This is a genomic window from Hyphomicrobium sp. 01T421 (genome assembly GCF_056398805.1).
The window spans coordinates 324,385-338,165 of record NZ_JBFTQC010000003.1; the positions used below are offsets into that span (position 1 = coordinate 324,385).

Below are 13,781 nucleotides of genomic sequence, written 5' to 3' on the forward strand. Positions count from 1 at the left end.
GTGGATGAGCGCGTCACATGCTGCATAGCGGGCGGTGGACCTGCGGGGATGATGCTGGGCGTGCTTCTGGCGCGCGCCGGCGTCGCCGTGACCGTACTCGAGAAACACAAAGATTTCCTTCGCGATTTTCGCGGCGATACAATTCATCCGTCAACGCTGCAGTTGATGGACGAACTCGGCTGGCTCGACGATTTTCTCAAACTTCCACATCAGGAAGCCAAGAGCATCTACGGGCAGTTCGGTGACACGCGTCTCGAGATGGCGAATTTCTCGCATCTCCCGATCAGGACGAAATTTATCGCCCTGATGCCGCAGTGGGATTTTTTGAACTTCCTTGCGGAAAAGGACAGGGCCTATCCAAAATTCAGCCTGAAAATGAACGCCGAAGCGACAGGCCTCGTTTTCGATCGCGATCGTGTAACGGGCGTAAAGATCAAGACGCCGGAAGGCGCCATGACCATCAACGCCGATCTCGTGGTCGCAGCCGACGGACGCTCATCAGTACTGCGCGGCGCAGCCGGCCTCGTCAGCGAGGACTTCGGCGCGCCGATGGACGTGATGTGGTTCCGCCTGCCGAGGCTCCCAACCGACACCGAGGAAACGCAAGGCCGCTTCGATGCCGGGCATATCTTCGTTATGCTCCAGCGCGGAGATTATTGGCAGTGCGCCTACGTCATCCCGAAAGGTGGCGATGCGAGAGTGCGAGCGGCGGGCCTCGACGCTTTCCGCAGATCGGTCGGCGCACTTCTGCCATTTGACGCCAAGCGCGCCGACGCCATTGCCGACTGGGATCACGTCAAGCTTCTGACGGTTGTGGTCGACCGCCTCAAGACGTGGGCGCGGCCCGGCTTCCTCTGCATCGGAGACGCCGCGCACGCAATGAGCCCCGTCGGCGGTGTCGGTATCAACCTCGCGGTTCAGGATGCCGTCGCCGCCGCCAATCTTTTGTGGCTGCCGCTCAAGACCGGCAGTCTGACGTTCGAAGATCTGGAAGCCGTACAGAAGCGCCGCGAGTTCCCGACCCGCGCGACGCAACGCCTGCAACTCGCCGTTCAGAACGCGGTGATAGCAAAAACCCTGGCGGCCAGCGGCCCCATAACGCCGCCGCTGATCATCCGGCTGTTGACCCGGCTGCCGTTTGTCTCCCGCATCCCGGCGCGCCTCATCGGTCTCGGATTCCGGCCCGAGCACATCTCCGAAGCGATAAGGAATGCGAACGGAACCTAACGCTTCTCGAGCGCTTTCGCCTCATCCCAAAGCGCATCCATTTCGTCGAGCGAAGACTGCGACGGGGATTTGCCGCGCTCGGCGAGCGCCTTTTCGATATGAGCGAACCGCCGGACGAACTTGTCGTTGGCGCCGCGCAGCGCATCCTCCGGATCCAGCTTCAGATGCCGCGCGATGTTCGCCATCACAAAAAGCATATCGCCGAATTCTTCTTTGACCGCGTCCTGATTCACTTCCGCGCTCGGCGGCCGGCTCGACGAAGGAGAGTCGCCGGACGCAACCAAAGCTTCTTCAAGCTCCGCGACTTCTTCTTTCAGCTTTTCGAACACGGGCTGAAGGTTCGGCCAATCGAAACCGACCCTCGCGGCTTTGTCCTGCAACTTGATCGCGCGTGTCAGAGCCGGAAGGCCCACCGGAACGTCAGCCAGCGTTGCGGACGAATGCCCGCGCGAAGAACTTGGCGCCAAGACGCGCAAACGTTCCGCAGCCTTCTCAGCGCGTTCTTCCGCCTTGATCTCTTCCCACGTCGATTTGACTTGAGACGGATCGCGCGCCGCACCATCGCCGAAGACATGAGGATGTCGCCGGATCATCTTCTTCGTGGAGGACTCGACGACGTCGCCGAATGCGAAGGAGCCTTGCTCCTCCGCGATGCGCGAATGATAGACGACTTGCAAAAGGAGATCGCCGAGCTCGTCCTTGAGATCGACGAGATCCTTGCGCGCGATCGCATCGGCAACTTCGTAGGCTTCCTCGATCGTGTAGGGCGCAATCGTCTCGAAGGTCTGCTCGAGATCCCAAGGGCAGCCCGTTTTGGGTGTCCTGAGCGCCGCCATGATTTCGATCAGCCGGGTGATGTCGCGCGATGGTTTGATTGATGCCGCCATGTCCGTCCTCTTTGGATCGGGCGGACAGTAGACGACCCCGAAAGGATGGACGAGGGCCAGTTCCGTGGAGTCCTGCGGCTATGTCGCCCGGCTATCGTGCCAAGCTCGCCGAAATGAACCGCGGATTGGATAAGACAATTCCTAACGGAACCATCCAGGCGATCCATGCCGCGAGCGCGTAGACGGGGTCGAACGGCAGGTGGAGTACAATCGCGGCGCCCGTAATCACGCGGAACCAGACGGCGCCCGTCGTCACCGCAACCATCGCCATCATCAGGTGCGCGTGGCGGCGAACGTTCCGCTGGCGGATCGCGACGAAGGCTGATCCGAACAGGTAAAGCCAGACGAGACCTTGCACGAAGAATCCGGCCCGCGCCAACGCCGGAGAATGGCTCATGATGGCGACAGGTAACGACGTAAGCCCCCCAATCACCACAAATACGCCCAACAGCCGGCCAAGCGGTCTGTGAAGCTCGGGCCGATGTCGACACGCGATGACGATCGGTGCGATCAACAACGCCATTGCCGACGACAGCATGTGCGCCGGAAAAAGAAACGGCGCGCGACCGGCGAGTACGAACATTTCATAGGGCAACGCGATGAGGCCGGTTCCTGAACCGATCGCGACCGCTCCAACGGGAATTATGAGGAAGCCGATGATCGAAAAAATCGCGACGCGAAGACCGAGCCTCGACAATTCGCCGGGGCGCAAAGTGGCTGGCGCCGTCACGCTCGCAGCCGCAGGAGTTGTCGTCGCCATATCGGTCATCGCGGTCACCATCATCGTCTTCGGTTTTGGCGGCTCTGCGGCGGCCGGCGACGAAGCCGCCACAAAAGTCGAAGAAATCGCGCCGGTATCCATCGCGGGCAGATGGACCGGTCACTATTACGGCTACGGCCGGAACGGCGACGCGCAGGACTGTGGCGACGATGGCTGCGCCCTGACGTACGATATCGTTGCGTGCAAGGACGGCTGGTGCGGGATAGCAATCAAAGACGACAACTCTTGTGGTGAGGTCGCCGTCCATCTCGCGATCGACGCTGGCCAAGGCGACGGCGCCTTCAAGGGCAAGCTCGAACTCGCGAAAGGCGCCGCGCCCTATGCGATCGAAGCCTGGTACAGAACTGACGAGGAAAGCAAAATCGGCCAGCTGCACCTTCTCGGCGATACCGGCCCTGAGCTTCTGCTGTTCCGCCGGTCCTATCCGTTCGAGGCGAACTTCGCGCGGGCAGGCGATGCAACTTGCAAAGCCGATAAGGCGACGAGCTGACGGCGCTGAGGTCCGCCCAGACCAGGGCGTCTCCCGTTTGCGACGCCCGTTGCCGAGCGGAATAGCTCTGCTAGTCTCGACGGCGGAGCGGGGGATCGATGCACATTATCTTCAATGGCCTGATGATGGCGCTGGAGCTGGCGGCAATTTTCGCTGTCACCTGGACGGGCTTCACGGCGCCGTTGATCTTCGCAGCCGGAACCGCGCTGTTGGCCCTCTGCGTCGGCGCGGCACTCGAGATCGCGCGCCTCAGATACGAGTTCCCGTTTTATTTCGACCGGCCTCCCGGACGCTCGATGATCGTCATCGTGACGGTCGGGGCGCTGGAGGCAGTAACGAAGGCCGTTCTCGCGGGCGTCGTCGGGCTTCTGACATTTCTCGGCACGGATCAGGAGCGGCTGAAGTTCGTCGCCGTGATTTTCGCAATTTCGCTCTTTCTCGGCGTCCAGGCCGTGCGGTTCCTGATGGACCGGCTGAAGGCCCGCCCGATGCGTTGGGGCTACTTTCGGTTGGCAGCACCGCTCGGATTGTTGTTTTCCGCGGGCCTGACATTCCTGCCGGCGCCCGGCATAACCGAACTTGCAAAGCGAGCCGCGTTCGATCTTCCCACGAAGCCGACGATGGAGCAGGCGAGCGAGTTCCTCTTCCTGCTGAAACAGAGCTTCGACGAGATCGTCGTCCGCATGCTGTCCTGGGTGTTCGATCCGGCGCTGGCGCAGGCGATCGGAGCCATCGTCTCGGTCAACATGCTGTCGGGCTTTGTCATAGCGCTCTACGCCGTGTTGATCGCGGAAGGAATCCGGACGCTCGAACGCCGCGAGCCATAGCATCTGAGACGGCGGAGATGATCCGCGGGAGGATTAGTTGGGGCGGGAACTCCTTCGTCCGCCAGAATGAAATTGATGGCTCGCTCGCTCCGCGTTTTCCTGTCCCGCGAAAACTACTCCGTTAGGAGATAGCCGCGCAGCGGGCCCATTGTCGGCTTTTCGAATCGACGGCCCATTTCTCAAAGCCATTCATTTCAAAAACATCCCGCTCTCTCAATCCGAGCCTGTCCTTTTCAATCGCGTAGATAACAACGAGTAATCGGATGCTCTTCGATTGCTTCAGCTTTTTCAACGAGCTCGATTTGCTCGATGTGCGCTTGCACGAGCTTCACGCGCTCGTGGATTATTTTGTGCTCGTTGAAGCGCGCCGGACATTCCAGGGAGCCCCCAAACCGCTCTATTTCAGCGAGAATGCCGATCGCTTCCGAAGCTATTCCGGCAAGATCATCCCCATCGTCGTCGACTTTCCCGAGACGAGCGACGGCTACGGATTGGATACAAAGCCCCTCGATGCGAATTGGGCGCGAGAGCACTACCAGCGCAATCAGATCGGCAAGGGATTAGTCAAAGCCACGGCAAGCGATTTGATCATCGTGTCGGACGTCGATGAAATCCTGAGCGCCACGGCGTTGCGACGCGCGCTGAGCGAGCGCAAACCGGGAGAGCTGACGATCTTCGAGATGCCGGTCTACCGTGGATCCGCCAACCGCCGGGTGAGGAGCCCACCTTGGGACAAGGGACCACGTCTCATCGAGTATCGACAATTTCCAGGTGCCCAACGTCTTCGCATGACTAAGATCTGTGCGTCGGCGCGGCTCAGAGGTACGGCGCTGGGGCACCTTCATGCCAGAGCTTGGAATTGGATCAACACCGGAATCTGGGCCCCAGTGCGCGTCGTCCCGGATGCCGGTTGGCACATGACGAGCTTGGGCGATTGGGAAGCATGGCGCCGCAAGGCCGCGTCGTACTCGCACGCGGAACACAAATTGACGCCGAGCTTCGAGTGCTCGAGCGAGTACGCGAAGATGGTCGCCGACCAGACCGATATCGTGGGCGTCGCCGAGCTGCCCGATTTCATCCGCCAGAACCCGGAGAGATTCAGGCTGGCATGACGGCCTGATGAGCCCTTCTCAATTTCGCATAATATATATTATGGAAACTAGCCGGCGGACCGCCATATGTATCAACGCGATACGGCGGATCCACCAAGCGGCAATTTCTAACAACCGAGGTCAGCCCAGGGCCGATCCCAGCGGGACCGAAGCCTACTTCTCAGCTTTCTCGTGATGCTCCGCGACGTACGCATTCAGCAGCCTCACGCCCCAGCCGGCACCCCAGCTCTGGTTCGTGTCGTTGCGGCTGCCGTCCATCGCGGTACCGGCGAGATCGATGTGGCTCCAAGCTGTGTCCTTCTGCACGAACCGCTGCAGGAAGGCTGCGGCGGTTGCAGCACCCGCCCAGCGCCCGCCGGCATTCTTCATGTCGGCGTTCTTGGAATCCATCATTTTGTCGAATGCCTTGTCGAGCGGCATGCGCCAGACTTTTTCGCCGGTCGCGCGTGATGCCGACAGCAACTCGTCCGCAAGCTTGTCGTCGTTCGAGAAGAGACCCGCATACTCTTTGCCGAGAGCGACCATGATGGCGCCGGTCAGCGTCGCGAGATCGATGACGACCTTCGGCTTGAACTGTTCCTGCGCGTACCAGAGCACGTCGGCGAGCACGAGGCGGCCTTCGGCATCGGTGTTGATCACTTCGATCGTCTGGCCCGACATGGACTTCACGATGTCGCCCGGACGAACCGCGTTGCCGGACGGCATGTTCTCGACGCAACCGATCAGGCCGACGGCGTTGACGTTCGCCTTGCGCTCCGCGAGCGCGTGCATCGTTCCGATCACGGCAGCCGCGCCACCCATGTCGCCCTTCATGTCCTCCATGCCGGCGGCAGGCTTGATCGATATGCCGCCGGTATCGAAGACGACGCCCTTGCCGACAAAGCAAACCGGCTTCTGCTTCTTGTTGCCCTTGGCGCCGTTCCAAACCATGACGGCGAGACGGGACGGCCTAACGCTTCCCTGACCCACGCAAAGAAGCGAGCCCATGCCGAGCTTTTCCATGTCCTTGACGTCGAGGATCTCGACGCTGACACCGAGCTTTTCGAGGGATTTTGTCTTCTCGGCGAGTTCGACCGGTCCGAGAATATTTGCGGGCTCATTGACGAGATCGCGAGCCACGTTGACGCCGTTGGCAACGGCCTTCAGCGGCTGGAATGCGGCCTTCGCCTTGTCGGGATGCGGCACGTGAATGACGAGCTTCTTCAAGCCGTCCTTGTCCGCTCCGTCTTCCCCGGATTTCTTCGTCAGGTATTTTTTGAAGTTGTAGTGGCGGAGCAACGCGCCCTGAGCAATCAGCGCGCCAACTTCATCGGCGGAGATATTGCCCGCTGCTTCCGCGTCGACGATCACGCTTGCCGCCGACGTCTTGCGATTTTGAATGGCACCCAATATCGCGCCGCCGAGATCGACGAGCTGCAGATCGGTGAGCGTCGCAGCCTTCCCGAGACCGCCGAGGATCAGCCTGTCGATACCAAGTTTTGCCGGCGCCAGAATCTCGATCGTCGACTTGTATTTGCCTTTGAAATCGGCGGCAGCTGCAGCCTTGCTCAGCGCGCTTGCGGATTTCGTCTCGAGCTCACGAGCCCGGGAGCCAAGAACCAAGCCATCGCCCGCCAATGCGACAGTTACAGATTCATTCTCGGCGTTGAGCGGCGCGAACGTGACTTCGAGGCGGTCGGACATTTTCAAAGCGACTCCAGGTTAAGAGGTGATCGGGGGGGGGCATGGATTTGAGGCGAGGGATTTGAGACAAGGAATTCGAGACCAAAGATTCGAGGCCACGGATTTAAGGCCGGGGATGGAGATAGGGTGCCGGGATGCGGACGCCGATCCGCAGGTTTTCCCACACTGTCACGGCAGCGACAGAAGGGGCAAGCACCGGTGGTTAAGGGGCACAACTTAGTCGTTCACGAAGGCGTGGCAAGCAAGCCTTTGCAAACGCCCTTCCCTCCAAGGCGCTTTCACGATCTAAGCAACTGTGCCGAAAGAACGATTTTTGCTATCGGCCGAACGGCCAGGAAACGGCCAACAGCCGAAATTCCGCCACTGTGCTATGGGAGCCGGACGTATCCCCACAGGAGCCGGTGATGGGGAGATTGCTTCGGCGGGGTGGCCGGAGGGGGGAGAGCGGCTAACGCATGCGAATTTTCTCGAGATACGTCTTCCGGCAGGCAACGAGCGCGTTTCTGCTCATACTGGCGTCGTTGACCGGCATCGTCTGGATTGCGCTGGCGCTGCGCCAGTTCAATGTCGTGACGAGCCAGGGTCAGGACACCTGGATGCTCATCAAGATGACGTCCCTCGCCGTCCCGAATCTCATGGCGATCATCGCCCCGTTTTCGTTTTTGATCGCAGCCCTTCAAACGCTCAATCGCCTGAATACCGATAGCGAACTCATCGTCCTGTCAGCGGCAGGTTCCAAAGTCTGGACAGTGGCGCGGCCGTTGATCCTGCTGGCTTTGCTCGTCAGCATCTTTCTCGCGTTCGTCGGCCACCTCGCGCAGCCGTGGAGCATGCGGCTCTTGAGCGATTATCTGGTGCAGGTCAGAAGTGATCTCCTGACCCAGGTCATCCAACCCGGGCGCTTTTCCAGCCCCGAACCCGACCTGATGTTTCATATCCGCGACCGCTCGGCCGACGGCGAGCTTCTCGGACTTGTCATGCACGATACCCGCGACAAGTCCCAGTCCCAGAGCTACCTCGCCGAGCACGGATCGATCGTGAAGCAAGACGGAACGGCCTATCTCGTCATGTCGACCGGCCACATCATCCGGCGGACGGATGCCGACGCCCCGCCGCAGATCGTGGCTTTCGATAAATACGTCGTTGACCTCGACCGGTTCGAATCCCAGGACGACGGCTCGGGCGAAAAAAAGCCCCGAGAGCGGTATTGGGACGAACTTGTGCACCCGAGCCCGGACTCGAAAATATTCAAGAATTCCCCCGGCCAGTTCCGCGCCGAAATTCACGAACGGCTGGTCGGCCCACTTTATCCGATCGCGTTTGTGTTCCTCATCGTCGCCTTTGTGGGCCAAGCGAGATCCACCCGCTCGAGCCGAATGCAAACCCTTGTCCTGACATTCCTTTTCGCCGCCACCTGCCGAATGGCCGGATTGGCGTTGAACAGTGCCGTGACGCGGGACGCCTCGATGCTCGTCGCCCTCTACGGGGTCCCGATAGGCGCCATCGTACTGTCGTTGATCGTCATCAAGAACTCTGACCGGCAGAAGTCGGGGATCTCGATCTTTGGACGCGCGGCTGACGCGATGACGGGAACAATTGAAAAGGTCCTTCGTCTCATCTTGCCGCGCCGGAAGGTGGCGCCATGATTCGCTCCTTCACCCTCTCGCGCTACATCGCCAGGTTGTTCTTCGTTGCAATTGCATCAACCCTCGCCGTTTGCGCGCTCCTGATCTTCATGATCGACTTCGTCGAGTTGCTTCGCCAGTCGAGCAAGTACGGCAACGTTCCGGTTGGAACGCTCGTCGGAATTGCCCTGCTCCGCCTCAGCGCCTACGTCGAATTTCTGATCGGCTTCGCGGTCCTCGTCGGCACGATCAGCGCCCTCCTGTATCTCAACCGCAAAAGCGAACTCGCCGTCATGCGCGCCGGCGGCATGTCCGTCTGGCAATTTCTGGCTCCTGGGCTGACGGTCGGACTTATGGTCGGCGTCTTCGCCGTGACCGTCTACAACCCGCTTGCCGCCCGTGGCCGGGCCAAATCCGAACAGGTGTTCGCCAAGGCTTTCGGCAACGATACCAATCTCTTGCGCGCCCAAGGTGGCGGCTCGTGGATCACGCAGAACGGCGTCGACGGGGAATCGGTTTTGGGTGCCGCAGCGGCGTCGAACCGGGGCCTGACCCTCACCGGCGTCATGATATTTGCTTATGATCGCGAAGGGCATTTCTCCGAGCGGGTGGACGCGACGCAAGCCGAACTCAGAGACGGCTATTGGCACCTGACGGATGCCTGGGTTTCCCGCCTCGGCCAGCAGCCCGAGAAATTCACGTCCTACCTCGTCTCGACCTACCTCACACCCGACCGGGTCCAGGAGGCTCTCGGCACAGTTTTCTCGGTATCCTTTTGGGATCTGCCGGAGCTGATAGAAGCTGCTGATAAGGCAAAACTTTCAACTGAGCGGCTCAGGGTGCAGTACGAGTCCCTTCTGGTTCGCCCTTTGCTCTGTGTGGCAATGGTCCTTTTGGCAGCAACTGTGTCATTGCGGTCATTCCGCTCAGGTGGCATCCAGACTATGGTTACGACTGGAATGGTCGGTGGGGTCGGGTTCTTCTTGCTCTCGGAAATCGCGAGACAAATTGGCATCGCAGGTTTGGCGCCGGCGTGGGCCGCGGCATGGTTGCCCGTTGCCTTGGTTTTAATCATCGCAACCACGGTGCTGTTGCACCAGGAGGACGGTTGAGTGATGCGTGAAGGGCGGATACCGCAAGAGGGTTGCGGGCCGTTAAGCGAGGGTTCCGGCCGCCGCCAGGCGCGCAGGGCCGCTCGTGTGCTTCTGCGCGCCTTCGCCATCACCTGCATTGCAACCGTTGCCAGCCTTGGCCACGCCCCGCTTGCCCACGCTCAAAGTATCGATCCGGCGACCGGCGGAACGCTTGGCCAAACGAAGAAGAACAAGTCGTCGTTCGGAGCTGCAAATTCGCCGGGCACTATCTTCGGCAAGGTCAACACGAATATCGATCGCGCGCAGCCCATGCGCTTGCAGGGCGACCAGCTGATCTACGACAAGTCCGGCGATCGCGTAATTTCGCGCGGCAACGTCGAAATCTTTTACAACAACTACATCCTGACCGCCGACGAAGTCGTCTATGACCAGAGCGGCGGAACGCTGACGGCCGTCGGCAACGTCACGCTGAAAGAGCCCCAAGGCAACATCGTCCACGCCGACCGCTACACGCTGACCGATGACTTCCGCGACGGTTTCGTGTCGGCGCTGTCGATCGTTTCGGCCGACAAGTCACACATCTCAGCCGACCGCGCGACTCGCCGCGAAGGCAACACCACCGAATTCGAGAACGGCAAATTCACGCCGTGCCAAAGCGATGGCAACACGCCTCCCCTTTGGTGCATCAGCGCCGCGCGCATCATTCACGATCAGGAAGCAGCGACCCTCACCTACCAGGACGCCYATTTCCAGATCTACGGCCAGCCGATCTTGTATCTTCCCTATTTCCAGAGCCCCGACCCGTCTGTGAAGCGCAAGTCCGGGTTCTTGACGCCTGACTACGGCCACTCATCGACGCTCGGCTACATCACCGGCATCCCCTACTTCTGGAATCTCGCGCCGAACTACGACGTTACGTTCGAGCCGCTCTACATGAGCGAACAGGGCCTCTTCCTGAAGGGCGAGTGGCGCCATCGTCTGGCCAACGGCGAATACACCATCAAGCTCGCAGGCATCGACCAGAATTTCAGAAATCTACCGGGCGAACCGGGACCCAATGAGAAACTCGACGGCCTCCGCGGCAGCGTCGAGACGCACGGCCTGTTCTCGTTGTCGAGCTGGTGGAAATTCGGCTGGGATGCGATCGTCGAAAGCGACGATCAGTTCCGCCGCTTCTATAAACTCGACAGCATTCTCGTCACCGATCGCGTCAATCAGGTTTACCTGACCGGACAATCCGACCGGAACTACTTCAACGCGACGCTTTATCAGTTCGGCGGCCTGTTGACGGACGACACGCCGAGAACCGAAAGCTACACGCACCCGATCATCAACTACAATTATGTGTTCGCCGACCCCGTCGCCGGCGGCGAACTCAAATGGAATACCAACGTCCTGAGCTTCACCCGCGCGGACGGTACGACGGTTGATCCCCTGACCAATGGCCGCCAGACCGACCAGAACATCAATCGGGTGATCACCGAGCTCAAATGGCGCCGCCGCCTGACCGACGCGATCGGCATCAGCTACACGCCGTTCGCCGACGTGCGCGGCGATATCTACGGCTACGATAACGTTACGAATCCTCAATCGGTCGTGCTCAACGCGGCAGGCACCGAGGTTGTATCGTCCGAACAATTCTCCTCCACGGTCACGCGCGGCGTCGTCGACGGCGGTGTCCTGGTGTCCTATCCCTGGGTCGCAAACAACGCGGGCGGATCGCACATCATCGAACCCATCGGGCAAGTCGTCGTGCACCAGGAAAGCCTTCCGCAACGCCGGCTGCCCAACGAAGATGCCCAGAGCCTCGTTTTCGACGACACCAACCTGTTCGCGACCTCGAAGTTTTCGGGCTACGACCGCATCGAAACGGGTACGCGCGTCAACGCCGGTCTGCAGTACACTTTCCAGTCCAACGACGGTGGCTATGCGCGGTTCCTGGCGGGCCAGAGCTATCAGCTGTCTGGCGAGAACGCCTATTTATTCCCGGGCCGGACCGACGACGGCAACTTCACCTTTAACCCCGCTAACGGCCTTCAGACGCGGAACTCCGACTATGTTCTCGGCGCCTATTTCGCCCCCATCGCCGATTTCCGGATTATTTCGCAGAGCCGGTTTGACCAATCCACGTTCGCTTTGAGACGCCAGGATCTTGCCGCAGTCGCCAAATACGGGCCGTTGTCGGTGCAGACCGGCTATTCATATGACGCCGCGGCCTTGTTCACGAACCCGGATGATCCCGACGTGATCGCCGTTCCGACGCGCCTCGAGGAAATCCTGGGCTCGGCGACCTTGCAGCTGACCAACCGTTGGAGCCTCGGTGGCTCGACGCGCTACGATCTCGAGACCGGCAATTTCCGCTACGATAGCGTGAGCGTTAAGTACGCCGACGAATGCTTCGTGCTGACTGCCTCCTATATCCAGTCTAACTACTCCGATCTCTCGATCGAGCCCGACCAGACGGTCATGCTGCGGTTCGAATTTAAGCATCTCGGAGATTTTGCGGCGACGACCGGCAACCTCGACTTCAACATGGGCGGCGACCAGCGTACGAACTGATCCCGGCTGCCCGCGTCCATTCCTGTCCCCAACGGAGACCGGATTTTGGCCACTCTTGATGTGGATAAGGCCGGGGTATCGGGCGTGGCTGCGGTATCCTGACGTCCGCGCCGATTCGGACCTATGGAAGTCGTAAAAGCATGCCCTCGCCACGGACCATTACCGCTCAATTTCCCTCGCTAGCTGGGCGATGCGGCCGCGCAGGTCTCGCAGGTCTCGCGAGCGTCGCCTTTTCGTTCGCCGTCGCGGCTCAGGGCGGCACGGTTGCGGTAACCGGTGACGGCACGTCGTCACTGCCGAAGCCGGCGGTCGGTGACACGGCCACCGGAGCGTCTACCGATACGCAGGGCAAAGGCAAAAATCAGAAGAAGAATTCACCAACGGCAGGTGCCAGAGAGTCGGCCGGCCGGGATTCTGCGCCCCCCTCGAGCGACCAGCGCGCGATCGCCGCTCTCGTGAACGACGAGCCGATCACCGGCTACGAACTCGAGCAACGCGGGATGATGCTGAGCGGCTCGACTATTCAGAACCAGGCCAAAGCCAACTTCGAAGCCATCATCAAAAATCCGAAGACGTCCGAGCGGCTCAAGGCGTTGCTTCAGGAAACGGTCAAGGCGAACGAGGGAAAATCGCGGGAAGAGATCATTGCAATTTTCGAGCGCCGCAAAAAAGAATTTGGCATGAGCCTGCAGAAGCAGGCGTTCGAAAGCGCCAGGAATTCAGCTATGCCCGCCATGAAGAAGCAGGCCCTGGAAGAGCTCATCGATGACCGGCTGAAGATGCAGGAAGCGAAAAAGCAGAGCGTCGCAATCGAAGATGCCGAGATCGACCGGATCGTTTCCGGCATTGCAGAACGAAATAAAATGACAGTCGACCAATTCGCCAAGCAAATGGGCGGCAGCCTCGACCCGATCAAGACCCGCATCCGGGCCACCCTCTCGTGGAATGAAGTCGTGCGCCGCCGCTTTGGCCCGTTGATCAATATCACCAACAGAGATGTCGATAAGCTCGTCGCGGCCACCTCCGTCGCCGGCAACGACGACGTCGAACTGCAGGTGCAGCGCGTCCGGATATCGATGCCGGTCAAGATCGACGAAAAGGGCGTCGCCGCGCGCATTCAGGAAGCTGATAGGCTGCGCTCGAAGTTCACCGGCTGCCAGACGACGGCGGCCGCGGCAACCGGCGTCCCTGGTGCCACGTTCGAGGATCTTGGGAAACGCCGGCCATCCGCCATTTCAGAACCGACCCGCACACTTCTCGTCAACGCCGCCGACGGCGAGATGCTGCCGCCGACCGTAAACGATGGGGCGATCGAGCTTTGGGTCGTTTGCGGACGGACCGTGGTGAAGGCGGTGGACGAAAAGCGCACCCAGGCCGAGGGCGAACTCAAGCAGAAAGAGTTCGAGCTGATGGCCAAACGCTATCTCAAAGACCTTCGCGAGGACGCCCACATCGAGTACCGGATAAATGTCGGCTCCCGCTAAGGGGACGCGCGC

General features: G+C 60.4%; 11 protein-coding genes. 8 read left to right on the top strand and 3 right to left on the bottom strand.

All coding sequences use genetic code 11. The features are described from left to right. Positions 1-1,227 (top strand): FAD-dependent oxidoreductase, encoded by a 1,227-nt coding sequence (locus tag AC1DK3_RS18500; RefSeq protein WP_477193707.1) that lies wholly within the window; start codon positions 1-3, stop codon positions 1,225-1,227. Here AC1DK3_RS18500 and mazG read toward each other — a convergent pair. Next, positions 1,224-2,114 (bottom strand): nucleoside triphosphate pyrophosphohydrolase, encoded by an 891-nt coding sequence (mazG, locus tag AC1DK3_RS18505; RefSeq protein ID WP_477193708.1) that lies wholly within the window; start codon positions 2,112-2,114, stop codon positions 1,224-1,226. The genes AC1DK3_RS18500 and mazG overlap by 4 nt on opposite strands. A gap of 91 nt (positions 2,115-2,205) precedes the next feature. Then, complete coding sequence (locus tag AC1DK3_RS18510; protein ID WP_477193709.1) at positions 2,206-2,844, bottom strand: DUF2306 domain-containing protein; 639 nt, start codon at positions 2,842-2,844, stop codon at positions 2,206-2,208. Here AC1DK3_RS18510 and AC1DK3_RS18515 point away from each other — a divergent pair. The 3 genes from AC1DK3_RS18515 to AC1DK3_RS18525 all read left to right on the top strand — a co-directional run bounded on the left by AC1DK3_RS18515 (position 2,828) and on the right by AC1DK3_RS18525 (position 5,324). Continuing rightward, complete coding sequence (locus AC1DK3_RS18515) at positions 2,828-3,385, top strand: hypothetical protein (protein WP_477193710.1); 558 nt, start codon at positions 2,828-2,830, stop codon at positions 3,383-3,385. The genes AC1DK3_RS18510 and AC1DK3_RS18515 overlap by 17 nt on opposite strands. A 98-nt stretch (positions 3,386-3,483) precedes the next feature. Then, a complete protein-coding gene (locus tag AC1DK3_RS18520; RefSeq protein WP_477193711.1) occupies positions 3,484-4,212 on the top strand; it encodes a hypothetical protein in 729 nt (242 codons plus the stop codon). Positions 4,213-4,475: 263 nt separating this feature from the next. Then, complete coding sequence (locus AC1DK3_RS18525; protein WP_477193712.1) at positions 4,476-5,324, top strand: hypothetical protein; 849 nt, start codon at positions 4,476-4,478, stop codon at positions 5,322-5,324. A gap of 153 nt (positions 5,325-5,477) precedes the next feature. Here AC1DK3_RS18525 and AC1DK3_RS18530 read toward each other — a convergent pair whose 3' ends face one another. Beyond that, positions 5,478-7,007, bottom strand: a complete 1,530-nt coding sequence (locus AC1DK3_RS18530; protein ID WP_477193713.1) for a leucyl aminopeptidase — start codon at positions 7,005-7,007, stop codon at positions 5,478-5,480. Positions 7,008-7,462: 455 nt separating this feature from the next. Here AC1DK3_RS18530 and lptF point away from each other — a divergent pair, with 455 nt between their 5' ends. The 4 genes from lptF (at position 7,463) to AC1DK3_RS18550 (ending at position 13,769) form a co-directional block, all read left to right on the top strand. Beyond that, entirely contained in the window at positions 7,463-8,653 is a 1,191-nt protein-coding gene (gene lptF, locus AC1DK3_RS18535) for an LPS export ABC transporter permease LptF (RefSeq protein ID WP_477193714.1), read from the top strand. Then, a complete protein-coding gene (lptG, locus tag AC1DK3_RS18540; protein ID WP_477193715.1) occupies positions 8,650-9,744 on the top strand; it encodes an LPS export ABC transporter permease LptG in 1,095 nt (364 codons plus the stop codon). The genes lptF and lptG overlap by 4 nt, the downstream gene beginning before the upstream one ends. Positions 9,745-9,747: 3 nt before the next feature. Further along, positions 9,748-12,285: an LPS-assembly protein LptD gene (locus tag AC1DK3_RS18545; RefSeq protein ID WP_477193716.1), complete on the top strand. Its 2,538-nt coding sequence runs from the start codon at positions 9,748-9,750 to the stop codon at positions 12,283-12,285. A gap of 140 nt (positions 12,286-12,425) precedes the next feature. Continuing rightward, positions 12,426-13,769, top strand: a complete 1,344-nt coding sequence (locus AC1DK3_RS18550; RefSeq protein WP_477193717.1) for a peptidylprolyl isomerase — start codon at positions 12,426-12,428, stop codon at positions 13,767-13,769. Positions 13,770-13,781: the final 12 nt, after the last annotated feature.